Genomic DNA, 21,085 nt, shown 5'->3' on the forward strand with positions numbered 1-21,085 from the left:
CATGAACGTGACTACGATCGCCGCCGCTGACGTTCCTCTCGCGGCGACGCGGCTGCCGGCCTTCGAGGTCGACGCTGCGGTGCGCAGCCTCCTCGTCGCGCCCGTCGAGGCGATGATCCTGCCGCAAGCGCCCTTCGTGGGGCGCACGGATCTGCACCCGCTGGTGCAGGCCGCCTACCTGGCCTTCACGGAGCGCTGCCCCCTCGTGCTCTCGCCCGACGTGGTCTGGTTCTGTCTGGCGCGGGGGTTCACGTTGCACGTGGCCTCGCAGGAGGCGCTGAGGCGCGAGATCGTCGGGGCCGATCACGATTTCGAGCTGGAGCTCGACAGGCCTGATTTCACGATTGGCGGGACCAATCCGTGGCATGCCGTGTTCCAGGATCTCTCGTCGCAGCTCTTCGCGCGCGCTGGCAAGCTGTGGGAGCTCACCGGCGCGCATGTCTCGACCACCGGGCCCCTCGAACGGCTGGCCTCCGAACTCTCGGTGGCGACCTCGCTCGCGCCTCATTTCACGTGGGAGCCGCCGTTCCCTGGAGATCGCGTCGTCACCGGACCCGGGATCCCGCGCATTCACCTGCTGGGCACGCCGGACGACTGGCGCCAGATACGGCAGCGGGCCGCCTCATTCACGCCCTTCGGGCTCGAGGCCTGGACCCGCGCGCTCCTGCCCGTGCTCGACAGGATCGTCGACGCCGCGGAGGGGCGCTCCGACGTCGAGTTCTGGCGGGCGTTCTTCCGGTACGAGCACGGCGCGGACGAGCTGACCGGCTGGTTGCTGGTGCTGTTTCCCTACCTCCGCGCTGTCCGCGGCGATCGGTTCGTCCCGAACCTGCACCTCGACACATGGCTCGCCTCCTGGCGCGCCGCCGAGGCCCGTCAGAACCCCGTCGAGGCCCTCGGCAAACCCGAGGGGCCCGGGCTCGCTCAGATGCCGCCAGGGCTCGTGAGCGCAGCGTTCCGCTTCGTCGATTCCGGGCGGCGTGAGCATGTCCTGGATCTCGTCGCGGGTCTCATCGGCGTGACCCAGGATCCCGACACCCTGGCGCTCAGCCCGGAGTTCGTCTGGGCTCTGGTGCACCCCGACGGCGTGGTGTGACGCTGGTCGCGGGGGCTGCCGCGCTGATCTCCCCATCGTCGGAGGTCGGGGCGGTATCCTGCGGCAGCACATGGCCGGGCCCTCCGACACCGAAGAACTGCTGCTGGGGCTGAGGGGCGGACGGCTCCGGGGGCTCGCCGAGAGGCTGCGCACGGGGGCGACGTACGCGCTGACGCGCTTCCTGATCCTGCGGTTGCTCGGCCTCGTGTACTTCGTGGCGTTCGCGTCCGCGGCGACGCAGGTGGGGCCGCTCCTCGGGCCGGATGGGCTGCTCCCGGCGGTCGGGTTCCTCGATCGGGTGGTCGCTGCGACGGGGTCGCGCGGGGAGGCGTTCACGCTGCTGCCCACCCTGTTTCTCTGGATCACGCCCACCGACGCGGCGCTGCGGGGGTGGTGCTGGGTCGGCGCCCTCCTTTCGCTCGTGGCGCTCGGGGGGGCGACGAATGCGATCCTGCAACTCGCGCTGTGGGGGATGTACCTGTCGCTCGTGAAGGTGGGGCAGCTCTTCTACGGGTATGGCTGGGAGATCCAGCTCCTGGAGACAGGGTTCCTGGCCATCTTTCTGTGCCCCGTGCGCTCGATTTCGCCGAGGGGCGTGGCGCCGCCTCCGGCGGTGGTGATCTGGCTGTTCCGGTGGTTGATCGTGCGGATCATGCTGGGGGCAGGGCTGATCAAGCTGCGGGGGGACCCGTGCTGGCGGGATCTGACCTGCCTGGTCTACCATTACGAGACGCAGCCGGTGCCGAGTCCGCTGAGCTGGCTGCTGCACCAGGCGCCGCGCGGTGTGCACCAGGTGGGGGTGCTGTTCAATCACCTCGTCGAGCTGGTCGCGCCGTTCTTCGCGTTCGGGCCGCGGCGGGCGCGCCTCGTGGCGGGGGGGCTGTTCGTCGTCTTCCAGGGGACGCTGATCCTGAGCGGGAACCTGTCGTTCCTGAACTGGCTGACGCTGGTTCCAGCGCTCGCGTGCTTCGATGATGCAGCCCTGGCCAGGCTGTTTCCGGAGCGGCTTCGGGGGTTGGTCGGCGTTCTCGACGCGGAGGGGCGCGCGCCGTCCCGGCACCACCGGTTTGCGGCGGTGGCGCTCGCGGTGGTGGTGGCGGGACTCAGCGTCGAGCCAGTGGCCAACCTGGTCTCGACGCGACAGGTGATGAATACGTCCTTCAATGCGCTCTCGCTGGTGAATACGTATGGGGCCTTCGGGAGCGTGGGGAAGGAGCGGTTCGAGGTGGTGCTGGAGGGGACGGCGGGCGCGCCGGACGATCCGGAGGCGCGCTGGTTGCCCTACGAGCTGCCCTGCAAGCCGGGCGACGTGGCGCGAAGGCCCTGCCTGATCACGCCGTGGCATTACCGGGTGGACTGGCAGATCTGGTTCGCGGCGCAGTCGGTGGTGGACCGGCAGCCGTGGCTCGTGCACCTGGTGGCGAAGCTGCTGGAAGGGGACAGGGGGGTGAAGCGGCTCCTGGCCCACGATCCCTTCCCGGACACGCCGCCGCGGGCGATCCGGGTGGCGCTGTACCGCTACGAGTTCACCCGGTGGGGGGAGCCAGGGTTCTGGAGGCGAACGTACCTCGGGGAGTACCTGCGTCCGCTCAGGCGGGGGGATCCGGACCTCACGCGCTTCCTGGAAGCCCACGGCTGGGCGGACAGGCCGCGGCGGTGAAGGGGCGGTGAAGGGGCGGTGAGGGGAAGTGAGGGAGGTGAAGGGCGTGAAGGGGGTGAGGGGCGTGAGGGTCAGCGCCGTAGCTGGGGGGCGCCGCTCCGGCGGGGGCCGCGGAGGGCGTGGGTGATGCCGCTCTGGAGCGTTCCCAGGGTGGTGAGGTCCTTTAGGTCGAGGTCGAGGGTCACCAGGGTCTGGGCGACGGCGGGGCTCATGCCGGTGAGGAGCACCTCGGCGCCGAGCAGCTTCACGGCGCGCGCGATGGTCACCAGGGCATTGGCGATCTGGGTGTCGACGACGCGCACGCCGGTGATGTCCAGGATCGCGGTGCGGGCCTGCTCGCGGACCACGCCTTCGAGGAGGGTCTCCAGGATCTCGTTCGCCCGGGCGCTGTCGATGGCGCCGACGAGGGGCATGGCGAGCACGCCTTCGGCGATGGGCATGAGCGGCGTGGACAGCTCGCGCAAGGCCAGGCGCTGGGCCTCGATCACCTGCTCCTGGAGGGCGAGGCGCTCGGCCTCGGCGCGCTTCGAGGCGGTGATGTCGGTGCTGATGCCGCAGATTCCGATCAGATCTCCCGTCGAGCTCCGCAGGGCGAACTTCGACGAGAGGAAGGTGCGTTCTCCCTCCAGGGTGATGGCCCGCTCCTCGACCTGGAGCGGCTCTCCCCCGGCGAGGGCGATCTCGTCGGCGTACCGGAAGGCCGTGGCGATCTCGGGTGGGAACAGCTCGTGGTCGTCGTGGCCGAGGAGCTGCGCCTCGTCGAACCCGAAGAGGCCGAGGAAGTGGTGGTTGGCGAGGAGGTACCGGAACGCCGTGTCCTTCACGTAGATCACGCTGGGGGAGTTGGTGAGGAGCGCGACCAGGAAGGCGCGGCTCCGCTGGAGGGTGGCCGCGGGGCTGTCCTGGCTCACGTCCATGACCTCGACGCTCACCTCCAGCGGCTCGCCCCGAGGGTCGCAGAGCACGGTGTTGGTGTAGGTGCACTCGATGGTGCGGCCGTCGGCCATCAGGGTGAGGCTGCGGGCAGTGACGAGCTGTCCGGTCAGCGTGAACCGGAGGGTGAGCTGCACGATCTCGGGGGGGATCTCGGGCGGGGTGAGGACTTCCCAGAAGGGGCGGCCCACCACGTCCTCGGACTTCCACCCGAGGAGGCGCTCGGCCTCCGGAGACCAGGCGGTCAGGATGCCTTCGGCGTCGTACCGGATCTCGGCGGGCTTGAGGATGCTGAGGCCCATGAACTTCTGCCGGTCGACGTGCTGCGCAGGTCGGGCCTCCGCGCGCTGGAGCTGCTTCCGCAGCGCTTCGTTCTCGGCACGGAGTTGGGCGATCAAAGCCTCTGCGTTCTGTACCTCATCCTCCATGGTCGACGGTGCTCCCTGCTGGCCAGCCCTGCTCGCATCATCCATCCGCTCGCATCTGCTGGGGAAGCGCGGGCGACGGGAATCGTGCGGTGTCAGGGCTCGCCTGTCGTGGAGACCCTGAATTCACCCGGGAAACCGCGGCGCATCATGCGGGCGCAGGGCGGGGATGGTGGGGTGAGCACGCCGACGATGTGAGGACGTGGCAGGCGTGAGGGTGCGCGTCCGCTACATCTGGTCGAAGCCGGGAGGGAGGACCTCGACGCTCGACAGGCCGGGGATGACATCCTGGATGGCCTGGCCGATGTCGGCGTGGGTGCCGACGACGCTGAGGACGAGGTTGTCGAAGGAGAGGCGGGTGTGGATGGCAGCGTTGGCCTCGGCGAGGGTGGCTGCCTCCAGGCGCGCGACGTAGCTCTCGTGGTAGCCCACGGGCATGTCGAGGAGCGCTTCCACGAGGGACTGGTGCACGCGCTTGCGCGCGGTGTCGATGTCGAAGGCGTGGGAGCGGATCAGGTAGCGCTTGGCGAACTCGAACTCGTCCTCGGTCACGCCGCGCTCGATGAAGGCCTGGAGCATCTCCAGGGTGAGCTTGAGGCAGGCGCTCGCGTCGTTCGCCGCGGGGGATGAGCCCACGGAGAAGGCGTCCCGGTGGCGGTCGTAGGAGACGTGGGAGTAGGCCCCGTACGACCAGCCCCGCTTCACCCGGATCTCCTGCATCAGCCTGGAGGAGAAGGTGCCGCCGAGGACGGTGTTGGCGATGAGGAGGGGGACGTGGTCCGCGTCGTGGGCGTCCGTGCCCAGGCTGCCCACGATGAGCTGGGCCTGGGTGCGCTCGGGCTTGTCCACGAAGACCAGGTGGCGGCCGGGGCGCTGCAGGGGGGGAGGGATGGGGTCGGTGGCAGGGGTGCCCTCGGGGAGGTCGGCGAGGATCCGGGCGACGAGGTCCTGCGCCTCGTGCTGGTCCACGTCTCCGGAGATGGCGACCACGGCGTTCCGGCGGGTGTAGTGCTGCCGGTAGAAGGCGCGGACGTCGTCACCGGTGATGGTCCGCAGGGTGCGCACCGTGCCCTCGCTGGGGCGGCCGTAGGGGTGGCTGGTGAACAGGGTGCGGCGGAAGGCGCGGCTGCACAGCACCTGGTCGAGGTCCTGGGACTCGATGATCTCGGCCTCGGCCTCGCGGAGGAGGCGCTCCAGCTCGCGGACCTCGAAGGTGGGGCGGGAGAGCACGGTGGCGCCGAGGCCGGCGAAGGGGTCGAGGGAGCGCTTGATCACCTCGAGATGGACAGACGAGGCGCTGAACCCGACGTCGACGCTCAGCTCGCCGCCGAGGGAGTCCGTGGTCTCCTCGATGCGGGCCGCCGTGTAGCCCTCGGCGCCCCGGCGGAGCATGCGCGCGGTGATGCGGGCGAGGCCCTCGCGGCCCGCGGGGTCGTGGCCGGCGCCGGAGCGGAAGGCCACCACGGCGCTCACGAGCGGGAGCGCGCGGCTCGACTCCACGAAGATGGGGGTGCTGCTCAATGGATCTGCTCCTCTGCCGTGAGGGCGTCGTCGCCGTCGTCGCCGTCGTCGCCGTCGCCGTCGCCGTCAGCGCCGTCAGCGCCGTCAGCGCCGGGCTGCGCGTCGTTATCGCCGTCGTCGTCGTCGTCTTCCTCGCCCTCGTCCGGGGGAAGCTCGCCGCTCGGCGCGACGTGCACCACGGTGCGCGTGGAGGGGAGCAGGTAGCGCCGGGCGACGCGGAGGAGGTCGCCGAGGGTCACCCGCTGGTAGGCCGCGAGGCGCTGGAAGAGGGCTCCCGGGTCGCCCAGGACCGTCTCGTAGAAGCCGATCTGCTCGGCCTTGCCCGAGGTGGTCTCCATGCCCTGGAGCAGCGACAGCTCCAGGCGGGCCTTGGCGCGGTCGAGCTCCGAGGGGAGCACGGGCTCCCGCCGGACCTGGTCGAGGAGCACGTCGAGGGCTTCGAGCACCTCGGCGCTGGTGCGCTCGCCGCGGGCGGCCAGGTAGAGGTCGTAGAGGCCCTCGTCCCGGAAGGACCCGACCCAGCCCCGGACCTCGCTGACGATCTCCTGCTCCTGCACGAGCGCGCGGTGGACGCGGGAGGAGCGGCCGCAGAAGAGGATCTCGTTGAGGAGCACGAGCGGGGCGTGATCGAAGTCGCCGAGCGCGGGCGATTTGTAGCCGATGGCCAGCTTGTGCGTCACCGTGGGCTTCTTGACGGTGACCTGCCGCTCGTCCACCTGGCGCGGCTCGGGGCGCACGTCTTCCACGGGGATCACGGAGGGGGCGCGGGCCCCGTAGTGCTGCTGGATCAGCCGGAGCGCGTGGGCGCAGGTGGTGTCTCCCACGATGACCAGGATGGCGTTGTTGGGCGCGTAATAGGCGCGGTAGAAATCGAGGCAGTCGGCGGTGTTGAAGGCGCTGATGTCCTCCATCCAGCCGATGGTGGGCCAGCCGTAGGCGTGCTCCCGGAAGGCTTCCTTGTAGAGGAGTTCGTTCACCGCGCCGTCGACGTCGTCGTCGACCCGCTGGCGGCGCTCGTTCGAGACCACCTCTTTCTCGCTGGCGACCTGGGGGTCACGCAGGATGAGCCGCGTCATCCGCTCCGCTTCGAGGCGCAAGGCAGACTCCAGCGCTTCGCGGGGGAGGTTGGTGTGGTAGAAGGTCCAGTCGAGCGAGGTCGCGGCGTTGGTCTCCGCGCCGGCCTCTTCGAGGGTGCGGTCGAAGACGCCGGGGGGGACGTTCTCGGTCTCGCCGAACATGAGGTGCTCGAACAGGTGGGCGAGGCCCGTCTTGCCGCGGACCTCGTGCCTGGAGCCGACCCCGAACCAGGTCTGGAGGCTGATGACGGGGGCGTGGTGGTCCTCGAGGATGAGGACGCGCAGGCCATTGCCGAGCAGGAAGCGCTCGACGCGGAGCGAGGGGCCGAAGTCGATGGAGGCGTCGTGGGTGATGCGGGAGAGCGGGGTGCTGCCCTGGTTCAAGGTCTCCAGCATGGGCTGGATGGCTTCGCCACGACCGGCGGGCGAGGGTTCACGCAGAGCGGCTTCTTGCATGGGTCTCCGGGCTCTCTCGCTCAGTCCAGCTTGAGGATGGCGAGGAAGGCTTCCTGGGGGATCTCGACGCTCCCGACCATCTTCATGCGCTTCTTGCCCTCTTTCTGCTTTTCGAGGAGCTTGCGCTTGCGGCTGATGTCGCCGCCGTAGCACTTGGCGGTGACGTCCTTGCGGAGGGCCCGCACCGTGGTCCGGGCGATGACCTTGGTGCCGAGGGCGGCCTGGATGGCCACCTCGTACTGCTGGCGGGGCACGATGTCCTTGAGCTTCACGGCGAGGTCGCGGCCGCGGGTGTAGGCCTTGTCGCGGTGCACGATGACGCTGAGGGCGTCGAGGGGGTCGCCATTGACGAGCATGTCGAGCCGCACCAGGTCGTCGGCGCGATAGCCGACGAGGTCATAATCCATGGAGGCATAACCACGGGACACGCTCTTCAGCTTGTCGTGGAAATCGAAGAGGACCTCGCTGAGGGGCATGTCGTAGGTGATGATCACCCGGTCGGCGGAGGCATACTGGAGGGCCTTCTGCTCGCCGCGGCGCTCCTGGCAGAGGGCCAGCACCGCGCCGACGTAGCCCGAGGGGACGTGGATGGTCACCTTGTAGATGGGCTCCTCGATGCGATCCACGGCCTGGGGGGGCGGCATCTTGGCCGGGTTCTCGATGCGCTTCATCGAGCCGTCGGTCAGGTACACGTGGTAGGCGACGCTGGGCGCGGTGGTGATGAGGTCGAGGTTGTATTCGCGCTCCAGCCGCTCCTGGATGATCTCCATGTGGAGCAGGCCGAGGAAGCCGCAGCGGAAGCCGAAGCCGAGGGCCTCGGAGGTGTCGGGCTCGAAGCCGAACGAGGCGTCGTTCATGTTGAGCTTCGAGAGGGCGTCGCGGAGGTCCTCGTATTGCGCGGAGTCGGTGGGGAAGACGCCGGCGAAGACCATCGGCTTCACGTCCTTGAAGCCGGGCAGGGGGGTGGTCGCGGGGTGGACGGCGTCGGTCACCGTGTCGCCGATCTTGGTGTCGACGACGGTCTTGATGTTGGCGACGAGGAAGCCGACCTCGCCCGGGCCGAGCATGGTGATGGGCGTGGGGTGGGGGGCGAAGACGCCCATCTCGACGAGCTCGTAGTCCCGGCCGGTGGCCATGAGGCGGACCTTCTGGCCCTTGCGGAGGGTGCCGTCGAAGACGCGGACCATGATCACCGCGCCGCGGTAGCTGTCGTACCAGCTATCGAAGATGAGGGCCCGCGGCGGGGCGTCGGGGTCGCCCTTGGGGGGCGGGACGCGGGCGACGATGACCTCGAGGATGTCGCGGACCCCGAGGCCGGTCTTGGCGCTGGCCTTGACCACGCCCTCGGTGTCGAGGCCGATGACGTCCTCGATCTCGCGGCAGGCGCGCTCGGGGTCGGCGGAGGGGAGGTCGATCTTGTTGAGGACGGGGATGATCTCGAGGTTGTTCTCGATGGCGAGGTAGACGTTGGCCACGGTCTGGGCCTCGACGCCCTGGGAGGCGTCGACGACGAGGAGCGCGCCCTCGCAGGCCTGGAGGCTGCGCGAGACCTCGTAATGGAAATCGACGTGGCCTGGGGTGTCGATGAGGTGGAGCCGGTAGGTCTGCCCGTCCTTCGCCTTGTAGTCGAGGCGCACGTTCTGGGCCTTGATGGTGATCCCGCGCTCGCGCTCGATATCCATCTTGTCGAGGAACTGAGCGACCTGCTCCCGCTGGGTCAGCGCCCCCGTCTCATCCAGAATGCGGTCGGCCAGCGTGGATTTGCCGTGGTCGATGTGGGCGATGATCGAGAAGTTACGGATAAGCTTGGGATCGGTGCTCATGAGCGACCTTTGGCATGAGAGGCAAGGCGCACTCTCAGCGCAGGGCTTTGGGGGTCTCGTTGCTGGTTCCCCGTGCTCATCCCAGCGCGGCTGTACGGCGACCCGCACGGCCACCGGCACGGCGATCTGCGAGGAAACAGGGGGGGACGACCATCGGGTAGGGAGGAGGACCGGGCGGCCCCGGATTCAGGGTACGCAGTACTAGCGCACCCCGTCGTGCGTAGCCATGAGGTTACTTCTTGGCGGGGGTCGTCATTGAGCTGGGCGGAGCGTCCAGCGTCATCTGGCCCGGGAGGTGGTGCTCGTAGTGCTTCAGGACCAGGTCGATTCCCTCCCGGATGTAGACGGCGATGGGAACCTTGGTGCGCTCGTGCAGGAGCTTCAGCCGGTCGGCTTGCTCGGGCGTGATGTAGATGGTCGTCGAGACTTTCTTGCGCGACATGCCACGCCCACCTGTCCACATCGAGCGGCAACACCTGGACCGCCGGCTTTTGCCCCCGGAACGAGGGCTCTCGCGCCCCCAATCAGCAGGCCTTGGCCTGGATCGTCGGGGTAACGCGCCGAGAGCGACGCTGACAAGGCGTTACCCTAGATGCCGGTACGTGTCATGTCAATCGGGATGGCCGGTCGCCCCGGCCCGCCTCCCACCTCCCCCTGGTAGCCTAAGCTTCCGTAAAGAAAGGGGTCTTTCGGGATCTCGGGGGGCCAGGAAGGGCTCCGTGGAGGGGGTCGCAGGGGGGCAGGGGGGCGGGAGAGGTGGGGCGCGGGGCTCGGTAGCGCGAGAGCGCAGGAGCGCGAGAGCGCAGGAGCGCGAGAGCGCGAGAGCGCGAGAGCGCGAGAGCGCGGGGACGTGGGGTCAGAGACTCAACCATACGGCCGGGGACAGTGTCCGCTTCCCGAGGCGACGGGCGTCAGGCCCGAAGCGGCAAAGCGCTCTGGAAACTGCGGGTGGATCGCGGCGTGGGGGGCCCCGACGAGCTTTGCTCGGCGGGGGGCGGGGGCGCGAGCCCCTGCCGTGGGAATCAAGCGCTCGCGCGGAGGCGGTCGACGTCGACGCCGAGCTTCAGCGTGGGCTCTTCGGCGAGGGCGCGGAGCCGGGCGCCATCGATGAGATCCTGCGCCATGAGCTGGGTGGAGAGGATGGCGCAGAAGGCCATGTCGTCGGTGTTGCTCATGGCATTGCCGCCGGTCTTGCGGCACTTGGCCACCAGCGCATTGACGAGGCGCGGTTGCCAGATGCCCGCGGCGCGGACGGCGTCCTCGCCGAGGCAGGCGTCGACGTAGGCGGGGGTCTCGGGGGTGAAGAAGGGGGCCACCACGGGGGCGCGGTAGGGCTGTTTGCGGCGCTGGAGCACGCCGGGAGGGAGGAGGTCGCCCATGGACTTCTTGAGGGCGTACTTCTCGTCGAGGACGCGGAGCTTGAGGGCGTCGGGGAGGTCTTCGGCGACGTCCATGACCTCGGGATCGAGGAAGGGGAAGCGGCCCTCGACGGAGTTGGCCATCATCATGCGCTCGCCCTGGGACGAGAGGAGGTAGCCGGAGAGGAGGGTGGTGATCTCCAGGTACTGGGCCTGGCCGAGGGGGGTCCAGCGGGCGTAATCGTCGGGGAGGCGGCCGCGGAGGCGCTCGACGGCACTGTCCGGAGCGATGCCTTCGCGCATGGAGGGGTCGAGCATGAGCTTGATGCGCGAGGTGCCGTCCCAGCGGGGGCGGTGCGAGTAGAAGGGATCGTCGGTCTGGGTGAGGTTGCGGCCGAAGAAGGCCTTGGCCATCTCCACCTGGGCCACGGGAGAGCGCTGCAGGTAGGGGTAGAGGCCGAGGAGGAGCTGGGGGCGGAACTTGCTCTGGGGGTGCCGCGCCCAGAAGCGGCGCACGCGGTCCTCGCGGAAGATGTCGTAGCCGGCGAAGAACTCGTCGGCGCCCTCGCCGGTGAGCACGACGCGGTAGCCCTGGGAGCGCACCAGGCCGGCGAGGATGTAGAGGGGGGCGGGGGCGGTGCGCAGGAGGGGGGCCTCGGCGTGGTAGACGACCTCGGGGAAGACGCGGGCGATGTCGGCGTTGCCGCAGCGGGTGCCGGTGTGCGAGGTGCCGAGGTGCCGGACCGCTGCCTGCTGGTGCTCGGCTTCGTCGAACTCGCGGTCGGCGAACTCCACGGAGAAGGTGCGGAGGGGGACGCTGCGGTTCGAGGCGATGAGGGAGGCGACGATGGTGGAGTCGAGGCCGCCGGAGAGGTAGCTGCCCACCGGGACGTCGGCGCGGAGGCGGATGGTGGAGCCTCCGTGGAGGGCGTCGCGGACGCGGCCGAGGGCTCCGGCTTCGTCGCCGCGGGCCTTGGTGCCGCTCGGAGCGCCGTCGGAGAACTCGGGCCTCCAGCGGATCTGGACGCGGGGCTCGGTGTCGCGCCCGAGGTCCAGGGTGGCGACGGAGCCGGGGGGGAGCTGGTGAATGCCGGCGAAGGGGGTGAGGGGGGCGATGGGGGCCCAGAAGGTGAGCGCTTCGTCGAGGCCTTCGCGGGAGAAGGCGCGGGGGATGGAGGGGTCCTGGAAGAGGGCTTTGACCTCGCTGGCGAAGCGGAGGACGCCTTCGTGGACGGTCCAGAAGAGGGGGTTGATGCCCACCCGGTCGCGCGAGAAGAAGGCGCGTCTGCGGGTGACGTCCCAGAGGACGAAGGCCCACTGGCCATTCAGCCGGTCCACCATGGCCTCGCCGTACTCGGCATAGGCGTGGATGAGGATCTCGGTGTCGCTCTTCGTGCGGAACTGGTGGCCCTTGGCGGCGAGCTCTTCGCGCAGCTCGATGTAGTTGAAGATCTCGCCGTTGAAGCAGACCCAGAGGGTCTCCTCGGCGTTGGCCATGGGCTGCCAGCCGCCGTCGAGGTCGATGATCGACAGGCGCGCGTGGGCGAGGGCGACGTGCTTGTCGCGGTAGATGCCGTAGCCGTCGGGGCCGCGGTGGCGCAGGGCGCGGGCCATGCGCAAGGCGAGGTCACGATCGGGAGGGGGCGCTTCGAGGCGTACGTTGATGAGGCCAGCGATACCGCACATCAGAGTAGCTCGCTTTTCTTGACCTTGCCGCTCGCCGTCTTCGGCAATGTGTCGACGAATTCGACGAACTTGGGCACGGCGATCTCGTCCATGTCGCTGCGGACCTTGCGGCGGATGTCGTCGGCGCTGACCTCGGCCTGCTCTCCCCGAACCACGACGATCTTCACGGCCTGGCCGAGGACGGCGTCGGGGACGCCCACGGCCGCGGCCTCGATCACGCCGGGGATCCTGCACACCACCGATTCGACTTCGAGAGGGCTCACCTTCTCTCCGCGGGTCTTGATGATGTCATCTTTGCGGGCGACGAAGTAGAGATGGCCGTCGTCGTCGGTGCGGAAGAGATCCCCGGTGTGGAGGACGACCTCGCCCGGGAGATCGCCAGGCTGGAGGGCGCGCGCGGTGGCCTCGGGGTTGCGGAAGTAGCCGCGCATGACGTTGGGGCCGCGGACGACGAGTTCGCCGGTCTCGCCAGGGAGGGCGCGGGTGCCGTCCTCGCGCTGGATCCAGAGCTCTTCGTTGGGCATGGCGATGCCGACCGAGGCGGGTTTCTCCAGGGCGAGGGCGGGCGGGAGGTAGCAGACGCGGGTGCACTCGGTCTGGCCGTACATGGCGAAGAACTGGACGGCGGGGAGGAGCTCGCGGAGCCGGAGGACCTGGGCGCCTGGGAGTCCGTAGGCGGCGTTGGTCATGTACCGGAGGGCGCTGAGGTCTGCCTTGGCCAGGTTCTTCAGGGAGAGCATGGAGGCGAAGATGGTGGGGACGCCGGCGAAGCCGGTGATCTTCTCGTCGGCCAGGCGCTGGACGATGGGCCAGGGCATGGAGAAGCCCTTTTCGAGGACGAGGGTGCCGCCGAAGAGGTGGGTGACGAGGAGCTGGAAGAGGCCGTAGGTGTGCGAGAGGGGGAGGACGCAGAGGACGATGTCCTCGGGCGTGTGCGCGAGGTAGGTGCCGATGGCGGTGGCGCTGGCGCGCAGGTTCTGGTGGGTGAGCATCACCCCCTTGGGCTCGCCGGTGGAGCCGCTGGTCCAGCAGAGGGTGGCGAGATCCAGCTCGATGGAGCGCCGCGGAGGGGGCGTCTCGGCGGCAGCGGCGAGGGCTTCGGGGAGGTCGCGACCCTCGGGAAGGGGGTGCGCGGTGGGGGCGGCGGTAGCCGCGGCCGCGGCGGCGGCGGCGGCAGGTGCTGGCGCTCCGGTCAGGAAGAGCGCAGGGGGAGGGGTGCCGTGGGAGAGGTCGGGGAGCGCGGCGAGGCACTCGTGCGCGCTGCGGGCGACGATGAGGGCGCGGGGCTCGGCGACCTGGACGACCTGGCCGAAGCGGCGGCCGCGGGTGTTGGCAGGGAGGAGGGAGGGGACGCCGTCGGCGCGGATGGCGCCGTAGTAGGTGACGACGGCGTCGATGCCGTTGTCGAGGACGCCGATGACGCGCTCGCCGCGGGTGACGCCCGCTTCGCGGAGGGTGGAGGCGCAGCGGTCGACCAGCGCATTCAGCTCTGCGTAGGTGAGCCTTCGTCCCTCGCTGATCAGCGCCAGCCGGTCGGGGGTGGCCTGCGCGCCAGCGCGGAGCGCGTGATCGATGAGGAAGCGGTCCGAGAGCGGGTCACGGAGGGGTGTGTGCACGGGGTCCTCGGCTCCACGAGTGCGGGAGGAGGCGATGCCCGTCAGCGCTACCCCGTGACTCGCTCGGCAATGGCTCGTTCAGGAGGCGCCGTTCTTCTTGTTCTCGACGTACGCGGTCAAGCGGGCGATTGAACCGAAATTCTCGGGGACCATCTCTTCGTCGGCGACCTGGATGCCGAGGTCGGATTCGAGGTACGAGACGATCTCCAGGACGGCGGTGGAGTCGAGGATGCCCTGATCGAGCAGGTGCACGTCCGCCCCCAGGTCTTCGGTGGCGCCGCGATACCCGAACGAGGTGACCAGGAACTTGCGGATGGTGGATTCAGTGGTCGCGGTGCTCATATTCAGCAGGTACGTCTATCACTTCAGGGTTCAGGGTGTCGAGCGCGTGGTGACGCTACACAGGTAACGCCCCGCATGCCGCGTGGGCGTTACCTGGGCGTCGTGCGGGGATCAGGCCTTGGGAAGATCGTGGACGAGCATCGGGCGCGCGTGCAGGTACTCGGCGACGCGGCGCTTGGCCTCGATGTCCTTGTAGACGCGCTCGACCTGCTCGGGGGTGATGCCCACGGCAGGCGCGGTCTCCGCGGCGGGCACGCCGTGGTTGTGCGCGTAGAGGCAGAGGTCCATCTTGTCGTGGGGGAGCGAGAAGTAGAACTCGTCCTGGCCCTGGGGGAGCGAGAAGGTGTCGGTGGTAGGGGCGCGACGCCGGATCTCCTCGGGGACGCCGATGTACTCGGCGAGGGCGTAGACCTGGGTCTTGTAGAGGTGGGCGATGGGCTTGAAGTCGGCGGAGCCGTCGCCCTGCTTCACGAAGAAGCCCTGATCGTACTCGAGCAGGTTGGGGGTGCCGGCCACGGCGTAGTTGAGGCGATCGCCGTGGTAGTACTCCATCATCTTGCGGCAGCGCTGCTTGAAGTTCGTGGCGGCGACGAGCTGGAGGTAGGCCTTGAGCGGCATGCGCCGGGTGCGGGGCTCCTCGCCGGGCGGCTGCACGGTGAGTTGCGAGACGTTGAGCCGGTCGCTTTCGAGGATGGAGGGGAGGGTGATCTTGAAGCGCCAGTCCTCGGCGTACTCGGGGAAGACCATGCGGATGGCTTCGTCCTGGCGGGCATAGCAGCCGAAGCCGGAGAGCGCGGGGCGGATGCTCTCCACGACGGCGTCGATGCCGAGGTGGTCGGCGAGGCCGCGGCCGAGCCGGAGGGCGTCGTCCGAGGTGTCACGCTCGGGCATGAACAGGCCGGTGACTTTGTCTTTGCCCAGCGCGCGCGCGCACAGGGTGACCACGACCGAGCTGTCGATTCCGCCAGATATCCCGACCACGGCGCCTCTGCGGCGCAGCTTGCCGAACACCTGATCACGGATGGCTTGCTCGATCTCGCTCGCCACAGCCGGAGCATCGATCTTGAGGACGTCTCGAGAAAACATGGACCCATCCACCTCTTGAGAAGTCCGAGAGCCTAACGGAAACAGGGGTGAAAGGGGAACCCCTCACCGGGAATTCCGGAACCCTGTGCTGCGCCATGGATCGGGGCTGTCGCAGCGGTCCGACGCAGACGGGAGCGGCGAGGGGCGGGCTTCCGTGCGAGGCGGGCTTCTGCGCGAGGCGGGCTTCTGCGCGAGGTGGGCGTCTGCGCATGGCGGGCTTCTGTGCGAGGCGGGCTTCTGCGCGAGGCGGGCACGTGCTAGCCCTGCCGTCGCGATGGCAACCCTCTTGGACCCGCCGGCGATCGCGCGCGGCTTGCGGCGTGTGGCTGGAGAGATCGCGGAGCGTGACAGTGGCATCCAGGATCTGGCGCTGATCGGGATCCGCCGGGGGGGAGAGGTCCTCGCCCGGCGGATCGCGGCGCTGCTCCTGGAGCTGGAAGGGCACGCTCCGCCCGTGGGGGAGGTGGACATCACCCTGTACCGGGACGACGCGGCGACGGCGCTGCCGAACCCGCGTATCGGGCCGAGCCACATTTCCTTTCCGGTGGAGGGGCGCCGGATCCTGCTCATCGACGATGTGCTCTACACGGGGCGCACGATTCGCGCGGCGCTCGATGCGGTGCTCGATTACGGGCGGCCGCGGCGCATCGAGCTGTTCGTGCTCTTCGATCGGGGGGGCCGGGAGCTGCCCATCCACCCCGATTACGTGGTGCGGGCGGCGGTGGTGCCGCCGGAGGAGCACGTGGACGTGGTGGAGCGGGACGGGGAGCTGTGGACGCTGTCGACGGCCTCGGGTGAGGCGCGCGCGGCGAAGGAGGGCGGGGCGTGAGGCGGGTGTTCCAGCGCCGGCACCTGCTGGGCATCGAGGGGATGAGCGGCGCGGAGATCGTGGCCATTCTCGACGCGGCCGAGTCGTTCTTCGATGTGTCGCGCCGCAGCGTGCGCAAGGTGCCGACCCTGCGCGGCAAGACGGTGATCAACCTGTTCTTCGAGGCGTCGACGCGGACGCGGACGTCGTTCGAGCTGGCGGGGAAGCGGCTGAGCGCGGACGTGATCAACATCAGCCCCTCGACGTCGAGCACGACGAAGGGGGAGGGGCTGCTCGATACGGTGCAGAACCTGCAAGCGATGCAGCCCGATGTGCTGGTGATCCGGCACGGGGCGTCCGGCGCGCTGCACCACGTGGCGCCGCGGGTGCGGGCGGCGGTGGTGAACGCGGGCGACGGGATGCACGAGCACCCGACGCAGGCGCTGCTCGATGCGTTCACCATCCGGCGGCAGAAGGGGAAGGTGGAGGGGCTGACGGTGACGATCTGCGGGGACATCCTCCACAGCCGGGTGGCGCGGTCGAACGTGCACCTGCTCAAGGCGCTGGGGGCGCAGGTGCGGCTGGCAGGGCCGCGGACGCTCTTGCCGGCCGCCGCGGCGTCGCTGGGGGCAGAGGTGTTCCACCGGCTGGAGCCGGCGCTGGAGGGGGCTGACGTGGTGATGATGCTGCGCATCCAGCGGGAGCGGCTGCAGGGGGCGTTCCTGCCGACGTCGCGGGAGTACAGCCGGGTCTTCGGGCTCAACGCGGCGCGGCTGCGGCTGGCCAGGCCAGATGCGATGGTGATGCATCCGGGGCCGGTGAACCGGGGGGTGGAGATCGATCCGGCCGTGGCCGACGGGGAGCAGAGCGTGATCCTCGATCAGGTGGAGGCAGGGGTGGCGGTGCGGATGGCGGTGCTGTGGATGCTGGCCGCCGAGCCCAGTGAGGCGCCGCCCGCAGCAGGGTGAGGGAGGCCGGGGCGAGAGGGGGAAGAAGCTGGCGTGAGGGGGGAGAGGCCGATACGACAGGAGCGCCGTCCGCCATGGTGGAGGCGGAGGGCGTGGGGTGGGGAGCTGGGCTGACGTGGTCGGGAGTTCCGGCGACGTGGTCGGGAGCTGGGCTGACCTGGTCGGGAGCTGGGCCGACGTGGTCGGGAGCTGGGCTGACGTGGTCGGGAGCTGGGACTGACCTGGTCGGGAGTTCCGGCGACATGGTCGGGAGTTCCGGCGACGTGGTCGGGAGTTCCGGCGACGTGGTCGGGAGTTCCGGCGACGTGGTCGGGAGTTTCGTCCGACGTGGTCGGGAGTTTTGTTTTCCTGCTCGGGAGTTGCGCGATCCTGTTCGGGGAAGGCGTTTTCAGGGTGAAGGAGGGCGCGCGGGGGGTGAGGGAGGACGCGCGAAGGGTCAGGGAAGATACATGTGGGGTGAGGGGGAGGGTGGGATGAGGGAGGGGCGCGGGGCGAAGAGGGAGGGGGAGGCGTCCGTCATGGTGGAGGAGGGAGCAGGTCAGTCAGGCTGGTGGAGGACCTGCTGGGTGCGCTCGAAGAAGTAGAAGCGCTCGTGGCCAGGGCGCTGGAAGGTGAGGGCGCCGAAGGCGTTGATGGCGATGGCGACGGCGCCGAGGACGTAGAAGGGGGCGCGGAGGGGGCGGCCGCTGGCGGCGATCATGGCGAAGAGGAAGGGGGCGAAGTCGTTGGAGAAGCGGTAGCCGAACTGGACCCAGCCGCTGTTCTGGTAGAGGAGCGAGGGGAGCATCACCGCGGCGGCGGTGAGGGCGAGCGCCCAGAAGAGGGGGGTCGCGCGCCGGGGCCAGAGGGCCCAGGCGTAGAGGGGGGTGGTCAGCCAGAGGGCGAGGCCGTGGGCGTTGATCTGGAAGGGGGCGCCCTTGACCTCGGTGTAGGGGAGGGAGGTGAGCACCACGGCGAGGTTGCGGGGGAGGTAGTGGTACGAGAAGAGGCCCCAGCGTTCGATGCGGGCGCGCCAGCCGATGGCGAGGTAGCGGTGGCCGAACTCGAGGGGGTCGTCGAAGCGGGCGTGGTTGTGCCAGAGGAGGAGGGCGAGGACGGCGGCCGCGGGGATGGCGAAGAGGGTGAGCTGCCAGAGGAGGCGGGGGAGGCGGCGCGGGTCGTCGCCGGCGCGGGCGATGCGCGCGGCCTCCCAGAGGAAGAAGGGGGCGGCGAAGCCGAGGGGGGTGCGGGTGGCGAAGCCGAGGCCGAGGGCGAGGCCGGCGGCGAGGGGGTGGGCGGCGTCGATGGCGCAGTAGAGGTAGGCGCAGGCGAGGGCGGCGCCGACGACGTGCGCGGCGAACCAGACGGTGCCCTGGACGGCGCTGAACCAGTAGACGGTGCCGAGGGCGAAGAAGAGGGCGAGGGCGGCGTTGTCGCGCTGGGTGCGGCGGGTGCGGGGGGCGAGGCGTTCGAGGGCGAGGAAGAGGACGGCCGGGGCGATGCCGGCGAGGGCGATGAAGAACTGGCCGTCGCGCACGCGCTCGGCGCTGCCCGCAAGCTTGACGAGGGGGGCGATGAGGACGGCGGGGAAGGGGGGGAAGCTGACGAAGACCTTGTCGGCGAAGACGGCGAAGTCGTTGTTGCCGGTGTACGCGGGGGGCGGGCCGCCGAGATCGAGGCGGCCATGGAGCCAGGCTTCGGCGAGGAGGGCGAAGTGGTTGAAGGGGGTGTGGGCGGCGAGGCGCTCGCGGGCAGCGGTGACGAGGTAGAGGAGCGTGGTGAGGGTGTAGAGGGCAGCGGCGATGAGGAGGCGGCGGCGGGCGCGGTCGGTGCGCTGGGCGGTGAGTTCGGCGATGCCGGACGGCCGGTCTTCGGGCGCTGGGACGGGCGCTGGAACGGGCGCTGGAACGGGCGCTGGAACGGGCGCTGGAACGGGCGCTGGAACGGGCGCTGGGTCGGCCTGGCGCTTGGGGGTCATCGAGAGGGGCGGCACGCTACCATGGGGGATGGCGGTGGAAGCTCCCCGGACGATCGAAAGGCTTGCGAGCGGGGCCACCTCGCGCTAGGCACTCTCCCCCCCGGTCTCCGTCAGCGCGCCTCGTTGCAGCTCCGGTCCGTGTCCGCCGCTTCCGAGCGGTCAGCTCCCCGGGGGCGCCCGTCGCCATGCCGCTGCTCTCCTTCGTTGCCAATGACATCGACATCACCGGGACGCCGGTGAATGCCGCCCTCCCGGTGGAGTGGCTGGACAAGGAGCTCGCGGACGCGGAGGCGAAGGCGACGTCCGCCGGGAAGGTGAGCGGTCGGCTCTCCCGGTCGGGGCCGACGGACATCGTGGTCCGGGCGCGGGTGCTGGCAGACCTGAACGTGCCTTGCGCGCGCTGTCTGGGGCCGGCGAAGGCGGCGGTGGACACCGAGATTGCGCTGTTTCTCCTGCCCGCCAAGGCTGCCCGTCCGGGGAGCCAGGGGGAGGGGGCAGGCGCGCGGGAGGGGCGCAAGCCCGCGAAGGGGGACAAGGAGCAGGAGTACGAGTTCACCTCGGAGGAGGCGGACCACGATGTCTACGACGGGGAGGTCGTGGTCCTGGATCCGTTCGTCAGGGAAGCAATCCTGCTCGAACTCCCAAGCTTCCCCTTGTGCTCGGAAGCATGTCCGGGTATCCGTCCCGCCGTGCCGGGGTCTGCGGAGGAGGGTGACTCACCGCTCGCCTCGGAGCAGCCTCCCGAGGAGCGTCCGGCCTCGATTGCCGACCTCCGCGACAGGTTTGCTCAGCGCTCGGGTCGTGCCCCTGGCGCATTCGGTCCCCACAAGGGAGCGAATGGTTTCACGGGCGCCGTTCCTTCGCTGACCAAAGAGACGTTCCAAGAGACGTTGAAAGAGATGCCCGACGTGGCGTCGAAGAAGAGCAAGAAGGAGTAGCCCCGTGGCTGTCCCGAAGAGGAAGAAGACTCCCCCCAAGCGCGACATGCGGCGCGCTCAACACGACAAGGTCACCCCGGTGCAGGTCATCTCCTGCGAGAACTGCGGGGAAGCCAGGCTGCCGCACCGCGCCTGTGGGGCCTGCGGGCACTACAACGGCCGGAAGGTTGCCCCCACGGGCGACGAGGGCGGCAGCACGAGCTAGCCGACCGGACGCCTTCCTGCCTTGAACGAGCGCTCATGAGCACCCCAACGCCGACGCCCCGGAGCCGCATCCTGGGCACCGGGCACTACGCGCCGGCGCGGGTGGTCACCAACGTCGATCTCGAAAAAGTCGTCGATACCTCGGACGCCTGGATCACGGATCGTACCGGGATCCGGCGGCGGCATCTGGCCGCAGACGGCGAGACCACGAGCGACATGGCCGCGGCCGCGGCGCGTCACGCGCTGGAGGCCGCAGGGCTGAGCGTCGCCGATCTCGACATGATCATCGTGGGCACGATCAGCGGCGATACGCCGGTGCCGTCGTGCGCGGTGCACGTGCAGCAGAAGCTCGGCGCGGAGGAGATTCCGGCGTTCGATATCTCGGCGGCATGCGCGGGGTTCCTCTACGGGATGACGATCGCGGATCAGTTCATCGCCACGGGGACGGCGACGTGCGTGCTGGTGATCGGGGTGGAGCTGCTGTCGCGGCTGGTGAACTGGGAAGACCGGACGACCTGCGTGCTGTTCGGGGATGGGGCCGGGGCGGTGGTGCTCGGGCCAGCGCGCGGGGACGGGAGGGGGATCCTGTCGACGTGCCTGTTCTCGGACGGGGCGCTGTCGACGTCGCTCATCGTGCCCGCAGGGGGGACCGCGGAGCCGGCGACGCCAGAGGGGCTCGCAGGGAAGCGGAACAAGGTGCACATGGTGGGGCAGGACATCTTCCGGTCCGCCATCAAGAACCTGACCAGCGCGTCGACGCTGGCCCTGAAGGCGTCGGGGCTGAGGAGCGCGGAGCTCGACTGGGTCGTCGCGCACCAGGCGAACCTGAGGATCATCACCCAGGTGTCGGCGCGGCTCGGGTTTCCGCTCGAGAAGTTCGTGCTCAACATCGAGGAGTACGGGAACACGTCGAGCGCGTCGATCCCCATCGCGCTGGATGAGGCGGTGCGCGACGGTCGGATCCAGCCGAACCAGAGCGTGCTGCTCTGCGCGCTGGGCGCCGGCCTCTCCTGGGGCGCGGCACTGGTCCGGATGTAGTACTGCGTACCCTGGAGCAGGGGCCTTCGGTCCCTACGCTCCCGATGGTCGCTACCCCGTGCCCTCGTGTGGAGCGCTGCGCCAGGGATCCGTA

General features: G+C 69.7%; 17 protein-coding genes. 7 read left to right on the forward strand and 10 right to left on the reverse strand.

Features of this window, described 5'->3' with window-relative positions:
- Position 1 precedes the first annotated feature (1 nt).
- Together CAP_RS27785 and CAP_RS27790 are read left to right on the forward strand one after the other, a co-directional pair.
- Positions 2 to 1,096: a DUF4419 domain-containing protein gene (locus CAP_RS27785; protein WP_044246533.1), complete on the forward strand. Its 1,095-nt coding sequence runs from the start codon at positions 2 to 4 to the stop codon at positions 1,094 to 1,096.
- A 70-nt stretch (positions 1,097 to 1,166) separates the two neighbouring features.
- A complete protein-coding gene (locus CAP_RS27790; RefSeq protein WP_081865321.1) occupies positions 1,167 to 2,756 on the forward strand; it encodes a lipase maturation factor family protein in 1,590 nt (529 codons plus the stop codon).
- A gap of 71 nt (positions 2,757 to 2,827) precedes the next feature.
- On the opposite strand, the gene CAP_RS27795 is transcribed toward CAP_RS27790, so the two are convergent.
- From CAP_RS27795 to nadE, 9 genes are all read right to left on the reverse strand, one after another.
- Entirely contained in the window at positions 2,828 to 4,087 is a 1,260-nt protein-coding gene (locus CAP_RS27795) for a PAS domain-containing protein (RefSeq protein ID WP_231511728.1), read from the reverse strand.
- A gap of 255 nt (positions 4,088 to 4,342) precedes the next feature.
- On the reverse strand, positions 4,343 to 5,635 hold the full coding sequence (locus tag CAP_RS27800) for a M16 family metallopeptidase (protein WP_052376122.1): 1,293 nt from the start codon (positions 5,633 to 5,635) through the stop codon (positions 4,343 to 4,345).
- Positions 5,632 to 7,167 (reverse strand): M16 family metallopeptidase, encoded by a 1,536-nt coding sequence (locus tag CAP_RS27805; RefSeq protein ID WP_081865323.1) that lies wholly within the window; start codon positions 7,165 to 7,167, stop codon positions 5,632 to 5,634. The genes CAP_RS27800 and CAP_RS27805 overlap by 4 nt, the downstream gene beginning before the upstream one ends.
- A gap of 20 nt (positions 7,168 to 7,187) precedes the next feature.
- Positions 7,188 to 8,990, reverse strand: a complete 1,803-nt coding sequence (gene lepA / locus CAP_RS27810) for a translation elongation factor 4 (protein WP_044246535.1) — start codon at positions 8,988 to 8,990, stop codon at positions 7,188 to 7,190.
- Positions 8,991 to 9,222: 232 nt separating this feature from the next.
- Entirely contained in the window at positions 9,223 to 9,432 is a 210-nt protein-coding gene (locus CAP_RS27815) for a ribbon-helix-helix domain-containing protein (protein WP_044246538.1), read from the reverse strand.
- A 580-nt stretch (positions 9,433 to 10,012) separates the two neighbouring features.
- Positions 10,013 to 12,034 carry an asparagine synthase (glutamine-hydrolyzing) gene (asnB, locus tag CAP_RS27820; RefSeq protein ID WP_044246541.1) on the reverse strand — a complete coding sequence of 674 codons (2,022 nt, stop codon included), beginning with the start codon at positions 12,032 to 12,034 and terminating at the stop codon, positions 10,013 to 10,015.
- Complete coding sequence (locus CAP_RS27825) at positions 12,034 to 13,650, reverse strand: class I adenylate-forming enzyme family protein (protein WP_081865324.1); 1,617 nt, start codon at positions 13,648 to 13,650, stop codon at positions 12,034 to 12,036. The genes asnB and CAP_RS27825 overlap by 1 nt, the downstream gene beginning before the upstream one ends.
- Positions 13,651 to 13,728: 78 nt before the next feature.
- Positions 13,729 to 13,992, reverse strand: a complete 264-nt coding sequence (locus CAP_RS27830; RefSeq protein ID WP_044246543.1) for an acyl carrier protein — start codon at positions 13,990 to 13,992, stop codon at positions 13,729 to 13,731.
- A gap of 111 nt (positions 13,993 to 14,103) precedes the next feature.
- Entirely contained in the window at positions 14,104 to 15,078 is a 975-nt protein-coding gene (nadE, locus tag CAP_RS27835; RefSeq protein ID WP_044246545.1) for an NAD(+) synthase, read from the reverse strand.
- A gap of 274 nt (positions 15,079 to 15,352) precedes the next feature.
- Here nadE and pyrR point away from each other — a divergent pair, with 274 nt between their 5' ends.
- Positions 15,353 to 15,907 carry a bifunctional pyr operon transcriptional regulator/uracil phosphoribosyltransferase PyrR gene (gene pyrR, locus CAP_RS27840; RefSeq protein WP_044246547.1) on the forward strand — a complete coding sequence of 185 codons (555 nt, stop codon included), beginning with the start codon at positions 15,353 to 15,355 and terminating at the stop codon, positions 15,905 to 15,907.
- Positions 15,904 to 16,854, forward strand: coding sequence for an aspartate carbamoyltransferase catalytic subunit (locus CAP_RS27845; RefSeq protein ID WP_081865325.1), 951 nt, complete (start codon positions 15,904 to 15,906; stop codon positions 16,852 to 16,854). The genes pyrR and CAP_RS27845 overlap by 4 nt, the downstream gene beginning before the upstream one ends.
- Before the next feature lie 538 nt (positions 16,855 to 17,392).
- Here CAP_RS27845 and CAP_RS27850 read toward each other — a convergent pair.
- Positions 17,393 to 18,811: a hypothetical protein gene (locus CAP_RS27850; RefSeq protein ID WP_231511729.1), complete on the reverse strand. Its 1,419-nt coding sequence runs from the start codon at positions 18,809 to 18,811 to the stop codon at positions 17,393 to 17,395.
- Positions 18,812 to 18,996: 185 nt separating this feature from the next.
- Here CAP_RS27850 and CAP_RS45685 point away from each other — a divergent pair, with 185 nt between their 5' ends.
- Genes CAP_RS45685 through CAP_RS27865 form a run of 3 tightly spaced genes read left to right on the forward strand, consistent with a single transcriptional unit; the run spans position 18,997 to position 20,991 of the window.
- Positions 18,997 to 19,749 (forward strand): YceD family protein, encoded by a 753-nt coding sequence (locus CAP_RS45685; RefSeq protein ID WP_052376124.1) that lies wholly within the window; start codon positions 18,997 to 18,999, stop codon positions 19,747 to 19,749.
- A 4-nt stretch (positions 19,750 to 19,753) separates the two neighbouring features.
- Complete coding sequence (gene rpmF, locus CAP_RS27860; RefSeq protein WP_044246550.1) at positions 19,754 to 19,954, forward strand: 50S ribosomal protein L32; 201 nt, start codon at positions 19,754 to 19,756, stop codon at positions 19,952 to 19,954.
- 35 nt (positions 19,955 to 19,989) lie between these two features.
- Positions 19,990 to 20,991: a beta-ketoacyl-ACP synthase III gene (locus tag CAP_RS27865; protein ID WP_044246552.1), complete on the forward strand. Its 1,002-nt coding sequence runs from the start codon at positions 19,990 to 19,992 to the stop codon at positions 20,989 to 20,991.
- The last annotated feature ends 94 nt before the right edge of the window (positions 20,992 to 21,085 follow it).

This window comes from Chondromyces apiculatus DSM 436 (genome assembly GCF_000601485.1).
GTDB lineage: Bacteria > Myxococcota_A > Polyangia > Polyangiales > Polyangiaceae > Chondromyces > Chondromyces apiculatus.

What these genes read in the sequence shown, in the direction of transcription:
- CAP_RS27785 (WP_044246533.1), top strand. Translation starts at nt 2, where the DNA reads ATGAACGTGACTACGATCGCCGCCGCTGACGTTCCTCTCGCGGCGACG.
- CAP_RS27790 (WP_081865321.1), top strand. Translation starts at nt 1,167, where the DNA reads ATGGCCGGGCCCTCCGACACCGAAGAACTGCTGCTGGGGCTGAGGGGC.
- CAP_RS27805 (WP_081865323.1), bottom strand. Translation starts at nt 7,167, where the DNA reads ATGCAAGAAGCCGCTCTGCGTGAACCCTCGCCCGCCGGTCGTGGCGAA.
- lepA (WP_044246535.1), bottom strand. Translation starts at nt 8,990, where the DNA reads ATGAGCACCGATCCCAAGCTTATCCGTAACTTCTCGATCATCGCCCAC.
- CAP_RS27815 (WP_044246538.1), bottom strand. Translation starts at nt 9,432, where the DNA reads ATGTCGCGCAAGAAAGTCTCGACGACCATCTACATCACGCCCGAGCAA.
- asnB (WP_044246541.1), bottom strand. Translation starts at nt 12,034, where the DNA reads ATGTGCGGTATCGCTGGCCTCATCAACGTACGCCTCGAAGCGCCCCCT.
- CAP_RS27830 (WP_044246543.1), bottom strand. Translation starts at nt 13,992, where the DNA reads ATGAGCACCGCGACCACTGAATCCACCATCCGCAAGTTCCTGGTCACC.
- nadE (WP_044246545.1), bottom strand. Translation starts at nt 15,078, where the DNA reads ATGTTTTCTCGAGACGTCCTCAAGATCGATGCTCCGGCTGTGGCGAGC.
- pyrR (WP_044246547.1), top strand. Translation starts at nt 15,353, where the DNA reads ATGGCAACCCTCTTGGACCCGCCGGCGATCGCGCGCGGCTTGCGGCGT.
- CAP_RS27850 (WP_231511729.1), bottom strand. Translation starts at nt 18,811, where the DNA reads ATGACCCCCAAGCGCCAGGCCGACCCAGCGCCCGTTCCAGCGCCCGTT.
- CAP_RS45685 (WP_052376124.1), top strand. Translation starts at nt 18,997, where the DNA reads ATGCCGCTGCTCTCCTTCGTTGCCAATGACATCGACATCACCGGGACG.
- CAP_RS27865 (WP_044246552.1), top strand. Translation starts at nt 19,990, where the DNA reads ATGAGCACCCCAACGCCGACGCCCCGGAGCCGCATCCTGGGCACCGGG.